This window comes from Ruminiclostridium cellobioparum subsp. termitidis CT1112, assembly GCF_000350485.1.
In the GTDB taxonomy this organism is placed as follows: Bacteria; Bacillota; Clostridia; order Acetivibrionales; family DSM-1351; genus Ruminiclostridium; species Ruminiclostridium termitidis.
The window spans coordinates 153,677-172,718 of record NZ_AORV01000031.1 but is presented as its reverse complement, the minus strand read 5'-3'; the positions used below and the strand labels follow the sequence as shown (position 1 = coordinate 172,718).

13 protein-coding genes are annotated in these 19,042 nt (G+C 43.5%); all 13 read left to right on the top strand.

What is annotated here, in order from left to right; translation table 11 throughout:
• Positions 1-43 precede the first annotated feature (43 nt).
• Positions 44-1,378: an extracellular solute-binding protein gene (locus tag CTER_RS11285; RefSeq protein ID WP_004625647.1), complete on the top strand. Its 1,335-nt coding sequence runs from the start codon at positions 44-46 to the stop codon at positions 1,376-1,378.
• A 151-nt stretch (positions 1,379-1,529) separates the two neighbouring features.
• The gene (locus CTER_RS11280) at positions 1,530-2,414 is read left to right on the top strand and encodes a carbohydrate ABC transporter permease (RefSeq protein WP_004625617.1); all 885 of its coding nucleotides are present in this window, start codon (positions 1,530-1,532) and stop codon (positions 2,412-2,414) included.
• A complete protein-coding gene (locus tag CTER_RS11275) occupies positions 2,411-3,265 on the top strand; it encodes a carbohydrate ABC transporter permease (RefSeq protein ID WP_004625517.1) in 855 nt (284 codons plus the stop codon). The genes CTER_RS11280 and CTER_RS11275 overlap by 4 nt, the downstream gene beginning before the upstream one ends.
• A 312-nt stretch (positions 3,266-3,577) precedes the next feature.
• Entirely contained in the window at positions 3,578-5,722 is a 2,145-nt protein-coding gene (locus tag CTER_RS11270) for a glycoside hydrolase family 3 C-terminal domain-containing protein (protein ID WP_004625545.1), read from the top strand.
• A gap of 175 nt (positions 5,723-5,897) precedes the next feature.
• On the top strand, positions 5,898-7,262 hold the full coding sequence (gene nagZ, locus CTER_RS11265; RefSeq protein WP_004625663.1) for a beta-N-acetylhexosaminidase: 1,365 nt from the start codon (positions 5,898-5,900) through the stop codon (positions 7,260-7,262).
• Between the two features lie 128 nt (positions 7,263-7,390).
• A complete protein-coding gene (locus tag CTER_RS11260; RefSeq protein ID WP_004625588.1) occupies positions 7,391-9,262 on the top strand; it encodes a cache domain-containing sensor histidine kinase in 1,872 nt (623 codons plus the stop codon).
• Positions 9,237-10,817: a response regulator transcription factor gene (locus tag CTER_RS11255; protein WP_004625497.1), complete on the top strand. Its 1,581-nt coding sequence runs from the start codon at positions 9,237-9,239 to the stop codon at positions 10,815-10,817. The genes CTER_RS11260 and CTER_RS11255 overlap by 26 nt, the downstream gene beginning before the upstream one ends.
• A 203-nt stretch (positions 10,818-11,020) precedes the next feature.
• Complete coding sequence (locus tag CTER_RS11250; protein ID WP_004625627.1) at positions 11,021-12,448, top strand: carbohydrate ABC transporter substrate-binding protein; 1,428 nt, start codon at positions 11,021-11,023, stop codon at positions 12,446-12,448.
• Positions 12,449-12,533: 85 nt separating this feature from the next.
• A complete protein-coding gene (locus tag CTER_RS11245) occupies positions 12,534-13,415 on the top strand; it encodes a carbohydrate ABC transporter permease (RefSeq protein ID WP_004625659.1) in 882 nt (293 codons plus the stop codon).
• A 19-nt stretch (positions 13,416-13,434) separates the two neighbouring features.
• Positions 13,435-14,280 (top strand): carbohydrate ABC transporter permease, encoded by an 846-nt coding sequence (locus CTER_RS11240; RefSeq protein WP_004625654.1) that lies wholly within the window; start codon positions 13,435-13,437, stop codon positions 14,278-14,280.
• Between the two features lie 90 nt (positions 14,281-14,370).
• Complete coding sequence (gnpA, locus tag CTER_RS11235) at positions 14,371-16,530, top strand: 1,3-beta-galactosyl-N-acetylhexosamine phosphorylase (RefSeq protein WP_004625567.1); 2,160 nt, start codon at positions 14,371-14,373, stop codon at positions 16,528-16,530.
• An 18-nt stretch (positions 16,531-16,548) separates the two neighbouring features.
• Positions 16,549-17,976: an alpha-L-fucosidase gene (locus CTER_RS11230; protein ID WP_004625482.1), complete on the top strand. Its 1,428-nt coding sequence runs from the start codon at positions 16,549-16,551 to the stop codon at positions 17,974-17,976.
• Between the two features lie 167 nt (positions 17,977-18,143).
• Positions 18,144-18,953, top strand: coding sequence for a sporulation peptidase YabG (locus CTER_RS11225; protein ID WP_004625568.1), 810 nt, complete (start codon positions 18,144-18,146; stop codon positions 18,951-18,953).
• Positions 18,954-19,042: the final 89 nt, after the last annotated feature.

Below are 19,042 nucleotides of genomic sequence, written 5' to 3'. Positions count from 1 at the left end.
CTAGTATCATTAAGCGTAACAATTATTTCAAGGAGGAATAACCATGAACAAAATGCTAGTAAAAAGAGGAATGGCATTTATACTTGCAGGAGCTTTGGCGGTTGGTATGACAGCTTGTGGGAAACCTGCCGGGGACAACACCGGTACTGCCACCAATACAAATGCCGGAAATACCAATGCTGGTGCCGGAAAGCAGGTTGAATTGAAGTTCAGCCATATCTGGGGCGGAGCAACGGATCCTTTTATGCCTGCTGCTAAAAAGGTAATCGATGATTACCAGAAGGCTAATACAAATGTAAGGATAACAGTTGACACAAACGAAAATGAAGCCTACAAGACAAAGATAAAGGCCATGGCAGCGGCCAATGAACTGCCTGACCTTTTCTCAACCTGGGGCGGAGGCTTCTCAAAGCCATTTATTGATTCAAATTCAGTTTTGGCTATAGATGATTACATTACGGCTGAAACCAAGGGCAAACTGGTTAACGGTGCCTTCAACAACCTGACTTACAACGATAAAATATATGGAATGCCTTTCTTCCTTGCGGCGGGAGCTTTATTCGTGAACACCGAGCTGTTTGATAAGAACAACGTGAAACTTCCGGCCACTTATGATGAACTGCTCACAGCCATCAAAGCTTTCAAGGCGAAGGGAATAACTCCTATGGCCGTATCCGGAAAAGATAAATGGACCATAGCGATGTACTTTGACGTTATGGCATTAAGAGCGGCAGGACCTGAAAAAATAGTTAAAACCCTTACAAAGGAAGGTTCATTTAAAGATCCGGAATTCCTGAATGCGGCTAAGAGATTTAAGGAACTCGTAGATGCAGGTGCATTCTCAAAGGGTGCGGCCGGAATATCCAACGATGAAGCTGAAGTGCCCTTCTATGACGGAAAAATACCAATGATGTTCAAAGGCAGCTGGGCGGCAGGTAAGGCTGATGCCAAGGATTCCAAGGTTGCCGGCAAAATCGGAGTCATCTCCTTCCCGGCAATACCCGACGGAAAGGGAAATGCAAAGCAGTTTACAGGCGGAGCGGTTGACGCGGTAATGGTCAGTGCCAACACAAAGAACAAGGATGAGGCTGTTAAATTCCAGATGTATTTTGCGGAAAACTTTTCAAAGGAATCCTACCTGGCTGGTGCCGCAATGCCTGCCTGGAAGGCTGAGGACGTTGATAAAAGCAAATTGCCTGCCACACTTGTAAAGGTTGTTGATCTTACAAAAGATGCAGAAGGCTTTACAATCTGGTGGGATACCCTCCTTGCAGGCAAGGATACTGAAACTTATCTGAATGCTCTGCAGGAATTGTTCATGGGAGCAAAAACACCGGAACAGTTTGTAGACAGCTTGCAGTCAATATACGGTAAATAACAGATACTGAAATTATATACCTGGCGTCCATTTGATACTTATTTGGTAATTCACCGGTAGCAAATGGACGCCAAATACTTATGAAAAATGTAATAAAGATTAGAGTAATAATTAAGCTAATAAAAACTAATAAAAGAAGGAAGTGAGTTTTGTGGATAGGGTATTGAATAATAAGAAAGCCATAGTATTTTTCCTGTTTCCGGCCATGGTTATGTTTATAGCCGTTATTATAGTACCGATAATTATGTCATTATACTATAGCATGCAGGATTGGTCCGGATTCGGTAAAGGTACCTTTATTGGGCTGGCCAACTATAAGGGACTCATTTCTGATCCCATATTTGTTAAAGCGGCTGTTAATTCGCTGATTTTGGCAGTTGCGTCGGTATTTATCCAGCTCCCCATTTCACTGCTTTTAGCTCTTGTTCTGGCAAAGGGTGTCAAATTTGAAAAAAGCTTTGTGACTGTCTATTTTGTACCGGTTATTATTTCCACAGTTGTTATAGGTCAGCTGTGGATGAAAATATATAATTATGACTACGGTATCCTGAATTTGTTATTGCGTTCAATAGGCCTTGATTCCTGGGCTCAGGAATGGCTGGGAGATACCAAAAATGCACTGGGCGCTACTTTTATTCCTATAATATGGCAGTATATTGGCTATCATATGCTGCTGATGTACGCAGGTATTAAATCCATTTCCACCGATGTTTTTGAAGCTGCGGTAATAGACGGCTCTTCCTGGTGGAATACATCATTGAAAATAACCATACCTATGCTGAAGCCTGTACTCAATGTCTCTGTAATATTTGCAGTAACAGGAGCGCTTAAGGTATTTGATCTTGTATATGTTTTGACCGGCGGGGGCCCTGTCCACGCAAGTGAGGTTATAGGTACGTATATGGTCAGTACCATATTTAAAGGAAACCAATACGGATACGGAAGTGCAATGGCTATATTTGTTATCCTTGAATGCTTTGTACTGTCAATCCTGGTGGGTTTCCTGTTCAGAGAAAGGGAGGGTGCAAAAAGATGAGCAGACATACAACGGTGAGCAGTTCCAAACGGTCCATATCAAGTATACTTATGTATGCCGCCCTCATTGTGGTAGCATTTATACAGCTGTTTCCGCTGTACTGGATGTTTACCTTTTCCTTAAAGGACAACTCGGAAATATTCGGAGGAAATCCCCTGGGCATTCCCACCAAATGGCTCTGGTCCAATTACAGCAATGCACTTTTGGGCGGTAATGTAGGGCATTATTTTATAAACAGTGTAATAGTCACGGCTGCCACAATTCTGTTTACGGTAATATTTTCCGTCATGGCCTCCTATGCACTGACCAGGATGGTATTTAAGATAAGAAAACAAATGAATTCCTTTTTTATCCTTGGGCTCACTGTCCCCCTCCATTCGGCTCTGCTTCCCATATTCGTCATGCTGAGAAATCTGAAAATGGTCAATTCCTATTGGGCTTTGATCATACCTTATTCAGCCTTTGCAATACCTATGGCCATACTTATATTTTCCGGTTTTATGACGTCCCTGCCCAGAGAGCTGGAGGAGGCCGCGTGTATTGACGGCTGCAGCATATACAGGATATTCTTCAGCATAATAATGCCGCTGATGAGACCGGCCATGGCAACAGTTACCATATTCACTTTTCTGCAGGCCTGGAATGAATTGATGTTTGCAGTGGTGTTTATCAGTGATGTCCGGTTCAAAACCCTGACAGTCGGTATCCAGTCTCTGGCCGGCCAGTACACCACCGATTGGGGCCCCATAGGCGCAGGTCTCATGGTTGCAACAATCCCAACCCTGATCATATATGCATTCATGAGCAAGAAGGTACAGGACAGCCTGGTGGTTGGAGCCGTCAAGGGCTGACATGAGTTTCCCTTTTCAATCAATTGGATTGCACACGAAGCGCTTGCTTAAAATAATATCTGCTGTTCACCAGCAAATATCAGCAGGCACTTTACCGTGCCGTCCATTGCTTGAAGTTGTGTAACTGTACCTGTATAATTAGAATAACTCCTTTAACTGCAAAGCCGGGAACCAATTTAACCGGCACGACGGTTAAGCTGATTGCAGCAACAGTTATGGCAAATAATTATAAAGTACATAATTTAATTAATTAGCACAACGCGTTAAATTAAAGCGGAAAACGGGAAAAGCGAGAAAAACTAGGAGGTTAATATGGAACAAAAGCCGAAATATTTGGACAAATCACTTTCCTTCAAAGAAAGAGCGGCTGACCTGGTGTCGAGGATGACGCTTGAGGAAAAGGCAGCACAGCTTAGATACGATGCACAGGCGGTTGAAAGATTGGATGTCCCCAGGTATAACTGGTGGAATGAAGCGCTTCACGGAGTTGCCAGAGCGGGTGTTGCTACGGTATTTCCACAGGCAATAGGTCTGGCGGCCATTTTTGATGATGAGTATCTGCAAAAAATCGCTGATGTCATCGCAACAGAGGGAAGAGCGAAGTACAATGAAAGTTCAAGGAAAGACGACCGTGACATATATAAGGGAATTACCTTCTGGTCACCTAATGTAAATATTTTCAGAGATCCCAGGTGGGGACGGGGACATGAAACCTACGGGGAAGATCCGTATCTTACTTCAAGGCTTGGGGTGGCTTTTGTAAAGGGGCTCCAGGGCAGCGGGAAACATCTGAAGGCGGCAGCCTGTGCAAAGCATTTTGCAGTACACAGCGGACCCGAGGATGACAGGCATCATTTTGACGCTATAGCCTCAAAACAGGATATGTTCGAAACATATCTTCCTGCGTTTGAAGCACTTGTAAAGGAAGCCAAAGTTGAAGCGGTGATGGGTGCCTACAACAGGACCAACGGAGAACCCTGCAACGGAAGCAAAACACTGCTGCAGGACATTCTCAGGGATTCCTGGGGCTTTGACGGCCATGTGGTTTCGGACTGCTGGGCAATTAAGGATTTCCATGAGGGCCATGGAGTGACAAAGACTCCAACCGAATCTGCTGCACTGGCCATAAAAAGTGGATGTGACCTGAACTGCGGAAATATTTATCTCTTGCTTCTATTGTCCTTAAAAGAAGGCCTGATTACCGAAGAGGATATTGACCGTGCTGCAGTCAGGGTTATGACTACCAGAATGAGACTTGGTATGTTTGACAATGACTGCGAATTCGACAGCATACCTTATGAAATAAATGACTGCAAGGAACATAATGAGCTATCACTTGATGCCTCCAGAAAATCCATGGTATTGCTGAAGAATAACGGACTGCTGCCTTTGGAGGCGGGCAAGATAAGGAATATAGCTGTTATCGGACCAAATGCTGCAAGTGATCTGGCTTTGATAGCAAATTACAGCGGTACTCCGTCCCACAGTATAACCCTGCTGGATGGCATCAGAAACAGGGTATTACCTGAAACCCGTGTATGGTATGCTCTGGGCAGCCACCTCCACATGAACAGGGAGGAAGATCTGGCACTTCCCGGAGACAGGCTGAAGGAAGCCGTGTCGGCTGCCCAACGCAGTGATGTTGTCGTTCTCTGTCTGGGGCTTGACGCATCAGTTGAGGGAGAGCAGAACGACCAGGGTACGGCAATCCTTGATGCCGGAGGAGACAAGACCGACCTTAATCTCCCGGAATCACAGAGAAAGCTTTTGGATGCAATTCTTGAAACCGGCAAGCCCACAATCGTGGCCCTTGTTTCAGGCAGTGCACTCAGCATAGGAAATGCCGCCCACAAGGCAGCGGCAATTGTACAGTGCTGGTATCCCGGTTCAAGGGGCGGTCAGGCTTTCGCTGAAATGCTGTTCGGAGATTATTCGCCTGCGGGAAGACTGCCCGTGACTTTCTATAAGTCAACCGAAGAACTGCCGGATTTCAAAGACTATTCAATGGAAAACAGGACTTATAAGTTCATGAAACAGGATGCTCTGTATCCTTTTGGTTTTGGTATGAGCTACACAAATTTTGAATATTCAAACCCGGCCTGCTCCAGCTCAAGGATCAAGAACGGAGATAGCATAACGGTCAGTGTGGATGTCAGGAATACCGGAAGCAGGGATTCCGATGAAGTCGTTCAGGTTTATATCAAAGATTTGAAGGCATCAGTAAGAGTACCCAATCACAGTCTGTGCGGCTTTAAGCGCATACACCTGAAGAGCGGGGAGCAAAGGACAGTCGGCTTTGAGATTGACTCCAGGGCAATGATGCTTGTGGATGAAGAAGGAAAGCGCTATGTTGAAAACGGTGATTTCACCCTCTTTGTGGGCGGAACACAGCCCGACAAAGTCAGCACCGGGCTCAATGGCAAGGCGCCGCTGGAAGTGACGTTTACAGTTGAATAAACGCATAACTGAAATTTAATATAAATTAAAAAAACCCCGTTAAACGGATACATGCCTGGTCAGTGTCCGGTGAACGGGGTTTTGTGATAGGTGTGCCGGTCTGGTACTTTGCGGTCAGGAGGCATATAATTATATAAAAGCAAATATAACTATGAATCTTATATAATGGAGGCTTATGAATAAGGGCAGCAGGAAAGAAACCTACAGAAGGAAAAGAAGATCCAGGGTTGGAATCGGATTATCACTGACAGCAGTGGCAGTAGTTGTATTGGGGTATGTGCTGGTACAGAACCTTGGCCTGCCCCAGGTGTTGAAACCTTCGGGCGGCACAAGGCCGGGCGGAGCAGCTGAAAGCACTTCTGCCGCAACTTCGGGAATGACCGGAGGTCCCGGAAATACAACCGCACAGAACAGTCCGGATACGGCAGAACCGGGGCAGGACAGCCAGACCGATCAAATTAAAGCTTTGATTGACAGTATGACCCTTGAAGAAAAAGTGGGTCAGCTGGTAATTGTGGGTGTGGACGGCTATGAAAATGACGAACACTCAAAGCAGCTCATGGAGAAATACCATGCAGGCGGGTTTATTTTATTTAAAAAGAACATACAGGATTCCGCCCAGCTGTTGACTCTGCTTAATTCGCTGAAAGAGACAAATGCGGCCTTAAATAAAGTGCCCATGTTCCTGTCGGTGGATGAGGAAGGCGGCAGAGTGTCCAGGCTTCCAGATGAATTTAAAAAATTCCCCTCCAACAAAGTAATAGGACAAAAAAACGACAGTTCCCTGTCCTATCAGATAGGAAACATATTGGGGAGAGAACTGAGCTCATTTGGTTTTAATATGGACTTTGCTCCTGTAGTGGACATAAACAGCAATCCTAAAAACCCCGTGATCGGTGACCGGTCCTTCGGAACAACCGCCGGCCTGGTCAGCAGACTGGGAATAGAAACCATGAAGGGTATCAGGGCTGAAAATGTTATTTCGGTTGTCAAGCATTTCCCGGGCCATGGGGATACCTCGGTGGATTCCCACGTAGGCCTGCCCCGGGTGAACCATGATCTCAAAAGGCTGGAAAGCTTTGAGTTAGTGCCGTTTAAGGCGGCTATTGAAAATAGTGTTGACGCCATTATGATAGCCCATATATTGCTTCCCAAACTTGACCCGGAAAACCCTGCCTCCTTCTCCAAAGCTGTTATTACAGACTTATTGAGAACAGATATGAACTTTAATGGCGTCGTTATCACAGATGATTTTACCATGGGTGCCATAGAGAAGAACTACGACATGGGCGGGGCGGCAGTAAAATCCATTCAGGCCGGTGCCGACATAGTGCTGGTCTGCCACGGCTTTGACAAGCAGGAGACAGTCATAAAAGCTCTGCTGGCTGCCGCACAAACAGGGCAGATCAGTACCGGGAGGCTGGATGGAAGTGTTTACAGGGTGCTGGAGCTGAAGCAGAGGTATTCACTTGGCAATGCACCGGCCGGGCCTGTTGACCCGCAGAAAATCAATGCTGAAATAAGTGTACTATTTAAATAATAAAGTTGTTAATTTGGAGATAGATAACCCGCTATTTCCGTATTATGGTTTGCAATAACGTTAAATATTTGATAGAATCACATTTTAGTAGATAATAAAAAATAAATTTGCGTATGATGGTGCATATTATGAAACATAAACTTGGTGGAGCCAAAAATACTGATTACGCAAGGGTGCGTTTCTATAAAATTGCTAAGAATAAATCAATTGCTTTTATTTTAAAAGTGAGAAAAATACCCATTATACAGCGTATTTTTCTTGGTTTTCTGCTTATTTCGGTGCTTCCAATCGCTCTTGTAGGAACCTATTCCAACTCTAATTACGAGAAATCCATCACATCGAAACTTAACTCATATTCCGGTCAATTAGTTCAGGAAATCACAAAAAATGTAAAGAACGAAACGGATCAGTATGAGAAATTAAGCGAATCAATTATTATGAATGACGATGTACAGGATGGGATCATCAAGTTCAATGATATGAATGATGTGAGCAAGAACAAACTGATGGAGCTGCTGACAAATAAATTCAGCAGAGAGCTGTTCAACTATAAAAACGTCAAGAATATAAGTATCAGATTTCCCGATGGAAATATATTTTATGACCTTGGATACGAGATTTTCAATGAGAACGACATAATTGATATAATAAAGCATACCGACAATGCCGTAGGAAACACATATTGGACAAGACTTGGATCAAACCTTGGGAACAGCTGTATAGTGCTCAGCAGGGTGGTATATTCAAAACACAGCTATCTGGAAAAACGGGGTTATCTGTTAATAGTCATCGACGAAAGAATATTTGCACAGAATACCTATAAAAACATAGACCTTGGGAAGGGCAGCGACCTGTTCATCATGAGGAGCGACGGAGCGGTGGTTTCCACCGTTTCAGGCAGTATAAAAAAAGATACTTTCATAAAGGACAACAACCTTAAGACTCAAATATACAATAACTATCTTAAAAACAACAATACCTTCAGATACAGGTTTCCCGAGGGGGATTTCCTGGTGGCCGGGTCATTTTTACCTTCTCTCGACTGGTATATAGTCGGAAAGATCCCATACAGGTTTATAAGCTCGCAATCCAGCGAGGTCAAGAATAATGTCATATTTGCAAGCATTATTGTCATTTCTGCTTCAATAATCCTGTCTCTCATTATTTATGCAAGTGTTTCCATACCGTTGAAATCACTGCTGCACTCGGCAAAAAACATAAGGGACGGAAATCTGGAGGAAGAAATTGACGACAGGTATAACGATGAAATAAGTGAATTGACTTTTAATATTAAGGCAATGGTTGAAAGACTGAAAGCTTTGATTGTAGAAATTGAGAGACAGCATTTCAGAAAAAGGGAAGCCGAATTGAAGATGCTCCAGGCTCAAATAAATCCTCATTTCCTGTTTAACACCCTCAATTCTCTCAAATGGTCTGCCATGCTCAGCGGTAATAAAACTCTTGAAGATGGGCTGGGAGCTCTTTCAGGTTTATTGAAGGACACCATACTGAATAAGGAAGAAATCATACCTTTGGAAAAGGAAATAGAAAATTTAAACAACTATGCCACTATTCAGGGAATCCGTTATGCCAACTCCTTCTCATTAAGTTATGAAATAGAAAAAGGATTGGAAAAGTGCATGGTTATAAAATTCCTTTTACAGCCCATAGTTGAAAATTCCATTATTCATGGGATTGATGAGGATGAAAGGACAGTAAGCATAAAAATATCCGCAGGCAATATTGAAGACGTGCTCCTTATACGGATAGCTGATGACGGGAAGGGTTTTGATACTGAAAGTATGGATGGGGAATCCAGGAAGAACAAGCTGTCCGGAATAGGAATAGAAAACGTGAACGAGAGAATCAAACTCAACTTTGGAGATGGCTATGGGCTCACAACAAAAAGTAAAAAGGGCAAAGGAACCGTTACCGAAATAATTCTGCCTTTGATTCTATGGGAGGGTGATGATAATGTACAGTATCTTAATCGTGGATGATGAAAAGATTGTAAAGCTTGCCATAAAATCCATGATCAATTGGGCGGACAGTGGATTTCAGCTTTTAGGTACGGCATCCGACGGCTCACGAGCCCTTGAAATATGTGAGAAAACCAGGCCGGATATAATAATTACAGATTTAAAAATGCCCCATATGGACGGAATTGAACTGATAAAAAAGCTTAAGGATATGAATTATGACGGAGAAATTTTGGTTTTGAGCAATTACAATGATTTTGAGCTCGTCAGGGAAGCTATGAAATACGGAGCCCATGACTATATTCTTAAGGTAACTGTAAGCTCTGAGGAATTTATGAGGGTTTTGTATGAGATAAAGGAAAAGCTTGACTCCAGAAGAGGGAAGGAAGCTGTTCCTCAAATAAGTATGAAGGACATTGAATTTGAGAGATATAACTGCCTGTACAAGCTGTGGTTCCGGCCAGAAAACGAAGCGGCAGCCCAAGCCGGGGCAGTTTCCGGAATGTTTGCTTCAGGGCGGAATGAATGTATTCAGGTATTTGTGGTCAGGTGCGGGGACCGGGCAGCTCTGGAAAAGACCGGGCAAAAAGTGGGGGAAATTATTAAGAATATTGCCGGTAATATATTCAACAAATCCAATTGGATATCTGCATTGGATTTTGAGAATAATTCCGCTCTTGTTGCTGTGAATTTCCCAACGGATGAAGTTAAAATATCTCCTCAGGAGACAGCCCAGAGAATCAAGGATATAACCTATATGTACTTTAACCTGAAAATAGGCGTTATTTACGGAGCTTTTGCCCGGGATGCACAATCATTGATAAATGAAGCGGGAAGAAGTAAAAGAGCCTGTGAGCTTATGTTTTATGAGAGTATTTCGGATGTATGTACCGATAATAAAAGCATACCGGATGACAATGAACAATATGTGAAAGAGCTGGCGTTATCGTCGGCAGACCGTATTTTCAATGAGGTTGCCGGCGGCAATGTTGAAGGTATATTGAAAACTTTTGAAAGTATAATAAAAGTCGGAGAAGAAACTCTTCTGAATCCCTTCAGACTTAAGAAAATAATAAAGAGGGTTTTGCGGGATGCGGAAAAAAGGCTAATGAATCTGGGGATTTGCAACGAGGAGATATTTGATGAATACAATACTGATGAAGATGTGATTTTTACCGCAGAAAGTGAAGAGGCTTTGAAGCTTGTTTTGAAAAATATATTTGAAACGGCCGTACAAAGAATTAAAACCCGGAAAACATACCGTAAGGAAATCCATGAAGCCTTGAAATATATAGAAGATAATATTTACCGTAAAATTACTGTTCCAGAGGTTGCCAGAAGGGTAAATCTGACAGACACATACCTTTGCAGGGTGTTTAAGTCGGATGTGGGGAAAAGCATGATCGATTATATAAACGAGTTAAAGCTGAAAAAGGCTTATGAGCTCCTGGTATCCAAGAATTTTCTTATAAAGGAAGCTGCATCGGCCGTTGGGATCAATGATCAATTTTACTTCAACAGATTGTTTAAAAAATATTTCGGTATCACTCCAAAGGATATAAAGCATAAAAATTAATACCATGTACTATTTTATTAATTATCATAAAATAGTACATGGTTGTTTTTTTAGGAATTCAGATGAAAGGTCTTTTCACAAAGTACTGCCAAAATCCTCTTAAAATTGTCTATATAATTCATAGAAATATTAATTTGATAATGTACGCTCCGGTAATATCATTGTTAATATACTAAAACAACTTATAAAAAGGAGAGGTTGGAATGAAAAGCATATTAAAGAAAAGCATGTCGCTTCTGCTGGTACTGGGACTTACCGCATCCGTGGCCGTGGGCTGCGGATCGGAACCGGCTTCGCAGCCGGCACAGGAATCTACGGCAGGCAGTGCGGCTTCAACCGAAGCATCAGGATCAACTGGCGGAACAAAAGAGTTTGCAAACAAGGAATTAAATATTGCAGTATTCCAGGGCGCATACGGAAGAGACTTCTGGGACGCTCTGGCTCAAAAGTTCATGGAGCAGTATCCCGGTACAAAGATCAATATCACTGCAAATCCAAAGCTGGGCGAAATGATAAAGCCAAGTATCGTCTCGGGTAATCCTCCTGATTTTATTTATTTGAATGACGGAGACCCATCAGGTGTAACAAAGGGTCTTATCAAGGATAAAGCAATAATGGACATTTCAGATATTTTCGACAGTAAGGCCCTTGATAAGGATAGCAATATAAGAGACCTGATTTTGCCGGGTTTCCTGGAAACTCCCTATTGTTCACCCTATGATGACGGCAAGATATACCTTGCCCCTTATAATTACGGTGTTATGGGTTTATGGTACAACAAGGCATATTTTGACCAAAAGGGGTATACGGCTCCCAAAACCTGGGATGAATTCTTTGCATTGAATGAAAAGGCAAAAGCGGACGGAAGAGCCTTATTCACATATCAGGGTATTTATCCGGGATATCTGGAAGAGGTGCTTATTCCTGCCGTATATGCCGCAGGGGGACAACAGGCGGTAGATGATTTTACAAGCTATAAGGAAGGCTTCTGGAAGTCGGAGGCTGCAAAGAAGACCCTGGATATATTCTCAAAGATCGCCGGAACCGATAATGCGCTCATGAAGGGGACTGTCGCACTTAATCACACCCAGGCACAGACAGCATTCATGCAGGGCAAATCAATGTTTTGCGTAAACGGCAGCTGGTTTGAGGGAGAAATGAAGGATGCCCCGAGAGAGGATGGTTTCCAGTTCGGATTTGCAGGTGTTCCCGGTTTTAATGCGGGCGACCCCACTATTGCGCTTGTAAGTGTGGAGCAGATGTACATACCGTCAAAATCAAAGAACCCTGAACTTGCCAAGGAATTTATGAAATTCATCTATACCGATACGGCTGTCAGATTAAACGGTGAAAAGGCAAAAGCGGTAATGGCCGTTAAGGGAGCAACAGAGATGGTAAAAGAATACATAACCCCTTCGGCATATAACTGTTACAAGGCGGTGGAAGATGGAATGAAGCCGGTTGTTGCATCTCTTAAGCCGGTGGCAAACGGCAGCAAGATAAATATTTCGGATGAAATATACAAGCCATTTTCAAGTATAATGAACAAACAAATGACTGTTGAAGAATACGCAGACAAACTGGAGAAGGTTTATGCCCAGGTGAGGGATGAACTGGCTAAAGCGCAATAATTGCAAAGAGTATAAGAATATATCGCCAATACATCGCCGGAGGATAAAACCTCCGGCCATAATTTATAACAGGGTGTGAACATAAATGAATAAGAGTTTGAAAAGAAATTTATTTCTTGCCGCATGTGTCCTGCCAGCCTTGATACTTTTTGCTGTTTTTATCATATATCCCACGGTTAAGGTTTTTATAAGCTCCCTGTATCAGGACAGCGGGCTTGGAAATGTATCACAGTTTGTGGGACTGGACAATTTTAAGGCAATGTTTCAGGATGATGTTTTTTACATAGCATTGAAAAACACAGGATTTCTAATGGTAGTATCCGGAGCACCGACAATTTTGCTGGCATTGTTTTTTGCAGCCATGCTGACTTCGGGAAAGGTCAAAGAAAGCAATTTCTATAGAGTGGTTTTTTTCTTTCCAAGTATTTTATCCTTCGTTGTAATTGCAATTCTCTGGTCGTTTATATACCATCCCACAATGGGAATAATTAATCCGGTCTTGCATCTGTTTGGAATGGCAGATCTTGATATCCCTGTTCTGGGAAACAGGAATACGGTAATGTGGGCTATTGCGGTCACCATGATCTGGCAGGCTGCCGGCTATTATATGGTTATGTACATTGCAGGAATTGACGGGATATCAAAGGAGATATATGAGGCGGCAGATATTGACGGTGCCACAGGGATTCAAAGCTTCTGGACAATCACAATACCCCTGCTCTGGGACATTCTAAAGACAACCATAATATTTGCCATCAATGGCGTTATTACAAACAGTTTTACAATAGTAAGAGTCATGACCGACGGCGGCCCGGACCGAGATTCGGAGGTACTGCTGACATATATGTATAAACATGCTATGAACGCAAGCTTTGGATATGCCATGGCAATAGCGGTGTTTGTATTTGCCATTTCCATTGTTCTCTCAATCATAAGCAACAAGGTGACAGGTGGAGAAACGGCATAATAACAGTTGAGGTGAAGTTATGAAAAGCAATAGAATATTTGATAAAATAATTGGAATTTTATTCAGAGTTGTTTTATTGGTAAATACAATAATGGTCGTATATCCGCTGCTCTGGACTATTTTGACATCATTCAAGACAAATACCGAAATACTCGGCAACCCATGGGTTTTGCCCAAATCTGTAAATATAGGCAATTACGTGTCGGCATTTACAAAAGCGAACATTGGAAGCTATTCAATCAATTCAGTTTTAGTCACGGCGGGTTCCATAATCCTGCTGGTAACTATGGCGGTATCCTCGGCATATGCGCTGGCAAGATATGAGTTTCCTTTCAGAAAATTTATTAAAAACATATATATGGGAGGCATTTTCATACAGATAACCTTTATAATAATACCTCTGTTTTTGCTTATGACCAGGCTGCATATGAATGACAACCGTTTCTGGCTTTCCCTGGTATATGCGGTGTCACAGCTTCCTTTTTCCATATATCTGCTCATAAGCTTCATGAAGGGCATACCGAAAGATTATGAAAACTCCGCGATGATTGACGGGTGCGGCTATGCCGGGGCCTTCATCAGAATCATTGTACCGCTTGCAAAGCCGGGGATCATAACGGTTACGATATTCAGCTTTTTCGCCTTCTGGAATGAGTTTCCGCTGGCATTGACCTTAATATCCACCGACACTAAAAAAACCTTGCCCATAGGCCTTGCAAACCTCATGGAGGTGCAGCGCTATGCGACGGATTGGGGCGCGCTGTTTGCAGGACTTGTAATAGTTCTTGTGCCCACGATAATAGTATTCGTGCTCACTCAGGACAAACTGACAAAGGGTATGCAGCTTGGCGGGCTCAAAGGATAAGGACAGTTCGTTTGAAAATAAATATTATCAATGAATATTATGAACGAATATTATCAACTTAATCATAAATAAAGGTATGGGGGATGCACTATGACTAAAAGTTCAGGAAGAGTTACCCTGCCGGCTGAGAAGGGTATGGAGAGGGAAATTCTTCAGCTGGCACAAAAGTGGGGGATAGATGCTGTCAGGGACAGTGACGGTACACAGCTATCAACTGAAATCGTCGGTATGGGTTTTGATGTCTATTCTACGCTGTGTCTGATAAGAGAAGACAATGAGTGGGCAAAAGCCAACAGGGAATGCCTGCAGCAAATCTACCTCATGTCCCAGGCTGTTATTGCCTTTGAGAATAGAATAGAAATCGATATAATGAAAGGCTATTACAGGGAGCAGTTTGAAATTGATACCTTGCATAAGCCTGCCGACTGGTGGGAAGTTACAGACCGTACCACCGGTGAGACGGTTGACAATACCAAATGGCTTTTTGATTCAAACACCGGAAAGGTGATCCTGGCAGATGCGATTAAATGGCATAAGTATACCGTAACATTTCTTGCATATCAAATCTGGGAACCCGTTTCCATGTACAATCACAAGACAAATAACTGGAAGGAGGAACACAGGCTTCCTGTGGATCCCAGACATCCGCAGGCCAGAAAGCATTTGCTGGAAGTGTTGGAGCACTGGCTGGAAGCCCATTCTCAAACCGGCATAGTAAGATTTACTACTTTTTTCTACAATTTTGACCTGATTTATAATGAAAATGGAAAGGAACGGCAGGTTGACTGGTTTGGATATCTGAGCTGTGTGAGTCCCCTGGCAATCCAACAGTTTGAAAAGGAATACGGCTACAGGCTGATGCCTGAGGATTTTGCGGATAAGGGCTATTACAATTCTCCCTTTAAGGTGCCTGACAGGAAATATCTAGACTGGATGGACTTTAACCAGCGGTTTATTGCGGGCTTTGCCAAAGAGTGTGTAGATATGGTTCACAAAGCCGGAAAGAAAGCGATTATGTTCCTTGGGGACCATTGGGCCGGAACAGAGCCCTACGGCAAATACTTCGGTGAAATCGGGCTGGATGCCGTCGTCGGGGCGGCCGGAGACGGTGTCACTACCAGGATGATTTCGGATATCCCTGTAAAAGCTACTGAAGCAAGGTTTTATCCCTACTTTTTCCCCGATGTTTTTCATGAAGGAGGAGATCCCGTCAAAGAGTCGCTGGAGGTGTGGAGAAAGTCCAGAAGGGCACTTCTGAGAAAACCCACCAACAGAATGGGCTATGGGGGATATTTAAGCCTGGTTGCCGGATTTAAGGATTTCGTTGACCATATAGCAGACGTGTGTGATGAATTCAGAGCAATACATGACAGGACAAAAGGCACAAAACCCTACAGTGCAAAATTTAAAGTTGCCGTTCTCAATGCATGGGGAGTCTGCAGGTCCTGGATGACACATCAGGTGGCCCATTCCCTCTGGAACCAGAGATGTTATTCATATCTCGGGATACTTGAAGCTCTGTCCGGCCTGCCTTTTGAAGTTGAGTTCATAAGCTTTGACGATATCAGAAATAATGGAATATCCAGAGATACAGGGGTCATTATTAATGCAGGAGACGCCGGGACCGCCTGGTCGGGCGGCGAGCACTGGAAGGACGAAAAGATTGTTTCGGCTGTCCGGGAATGGGTGTACGGCGGCGGAGGTTTTATCGGAGTGGGGGAACCCACCGCCTGTGAATATAACGGAGCATTTTTTCAACTGTCCGACGTACTGGGAGTTCAAAAGGAGGCAGGCTTTTCTGTAAACAGTAACAAGCCTTCTTTCAGTATTAATGACAGCCATTTCATAACTGCCGATGTCAGAGAGCCGATGGATTACGGAGAAGGGATGAATTCTATTTACAAGTACTGTGAGTCTGCGGAAATCCTCGATGTAAATAATTTAAGCTGTTCACTGGCGGTTAATGCCTACGGCAGGGGCAGAGCGGTTTATATGGCCGGACTGCCTTTCAGCATGCAGAATACCAGGATGCTGTACAGAGCAATATTCTGGTCGGCCGGCAGGGAAGCCGAAATGCAGATCTGGTTCAGTGAAAATTCTGAGGTTGAATGTGCCGCATATCCTGGCGCAGGCTGTTATGCCGCTGCAAACAGCAGCTTTGAAAGGCAGAAAACAACCATTCTGAAAGCTGACGGTGAAAAACATATTGTTGAGTTGGCTCCTTTGGAGTGCAAATGGTTTGAAATATAAAAGGAGACCGGTGCCATTATGGATATAATAGAAAACGCAGCAGGCAGTATACCTTCAAAGCGCCAGCTGGCCTGGCAGAGAATGGAGTTTTACGCTTTTATACATTTTACGGTAAATACCTTTACCGGCAGGGAATGGGGCATGGGAGACGAGAGCCCTGAAGTTTTCAATCCTACACAGTTTGATGCCGGCCAGTGGGTTGAGGTATGTAAAAGTGCCGGAATGACGGGGCTCATATTAACCTGTAAGCACCATGACGGCTTTTGTCTCTGGCCGAGTAAATTTACTGAGCACTCGGTATTAAAAAGTCTCTGGAAAAACGGAAAGGGCGATGTGGTGAGAGAGGTTTCGGAGGCTTGTAAAAGAGCCGGATTAAAATTCGGAATCTACCTGTCGCCCTGGGACAGGCATGAAAAGACATATGGTGATTCACCCGTATATAATGAATATTTCAAAAACCAGCTCAGAGAGCTGCTGACAGAATACGGAGATATTTTTTGCGTATGGTTTGACGGCGCCTGCGGTGAAGGTCCCAACGGTAAGAGACAGGTTTACGATTGGGATGCATATTACTCATTGATAAGAGAGCTGCAGCCCAATTCCGTAATTTCGGTGTGCGGGCCCGATGTCAGATGGTGCGGAAATGAAGCCGGGCATTGCCGGAAATCGGAATGGAGTGTTGTGCCGGCTTACCTGCAGGATGCCGAAAAAATAGCGGCAAAATCACAGAAAAAGGATGACGGGGAGTTTGCAAAGCGTATTGATTCGACCGAAGAGGATCTGGGAAGCCGGGATGCCATAAAAAATGCGGAAAAGCTTATATGGTATCCCGCCGAAGTAAATACCTCCATACGGCCCGGCTGGTTCTACCATAGGAATGAAGACCATGAGGTAAAAACCCCGGGGGAACTGATGGATATATACTGCAATTCAGTGGGCGGAAATGCCAACTTCCTTCTGAATATACCGCCCGACAGGAGAGGGCTGATCAATGAAAATGACAGTTCGGTGCTGAAAGAGCTGGGACGGCTTGTAAGGAAGGCATTTGAAAATAACCTGGCATACGATGCCAGAGCTGCCGCCTCGGAAACTCTGGATGAAAAACATTACGTCTCGAATATCCTGGACTGTAATTCCGGCACTTACTGGCGCCCCAGGAGCGGAACGGAAACAGCCCAAATTGAGATCGAGCTTTCTTCCAAACAAACTGTTGATACAATAGTAATAATGGAGAACATAGAAACCAGCGGCCAGCATATAGAAGCTTTTGTCCTGGAGGCCCAATTTGAAGGTGCGTGGAAGCAGATATATACAGGCACAGTTGTTGGCTATAAACGGATTTGCCGGTTCGGTGCCATAACTGCCGGCCGGTTCCGGCTTAAAATTACCGCCTCAAGGCTGTATCCTGCCATTGAGTATTTGGGGATGTTTTGTTCAACTGCTTAAATAACGCCGAAGGTCATATTACCCTCTATTAACAATGTACAATACGTTTATTAGTTTATAATATAATATTTGTGTTCCAAAACAGTATATTTTTGTACTGCATTTAGTCCCAAAATCACTTCCGGTTGCATATTATGCAATAAAAAGTTAATTTTGGAGTGATTTTTTTGACTAAATTTCAAGTTGGAGATATTGTTACAAGAAGGTCTTACGGTGGAGATCTTCTTTTTAGAGTAGTAAACATAATTCCAGATTGCGATGGATCTGACTGCTATGTTTTACGGGGGCTTTCCTCCCGTATAGAAGCAGATTCAAAAGCTGATGACCTGGAAAAACAGGATGCCAGAGCTGCATATACAAGAGCATATAATGAGCTTTATTTGATAAAAAGAAGTATAGAATGCTGCGGCCCATCTAACAGGGGCTTTTTGACCAGATTGAAAAGGAGACCGGGAAGGATTCTTCATATTGATTCGGCTCAGGATTTTATGAACCAATGTATGGACTTTTACAGACAAAGCAGGATTACCTGTTATGGAAAATGGGTAAGCGAGGATAAGCAGCCTTCGGTGGTAAAACAGTATTTGAGGGCTTATAGGCCCAATGTGCTGGTGCTTACAGGGCATGACGGTTTGAAAAAGAACGCCAAGAATTACAAGTCACTGGAAAGCTATGCCAATTCATCGTACTTTATTCAGTCAGTCCAGATAGCAAGAGAGTATGAACCCGACCCGGATAGGCTTTGTATTTTTGCAGGTGCCTGCCAGTCTTATTTTGAAGCCATAATGGATGCGGGAGCAAACTTTGCAAGTTCACCCAAAAGGGTTTTGATCAACGCTCTGGACCCTGCAATTGTTGCGCAGAAGGTGTCTATAACAGAGAATTCCACAGTTCTGGAGCCCAAGTCGGTAGTGGCCCTGACAATTACGGGCAGCAACGGCATCGGAGGAACACAGACCAGAGGACAATACAAATAAAAAGTTAAGGTTTATTCATCAGGGAGCCTGCACTATTAAAATGCAGGCTCTTGTTTATTGCCTGAAATATTTTAGAAAAATTTTAGAAT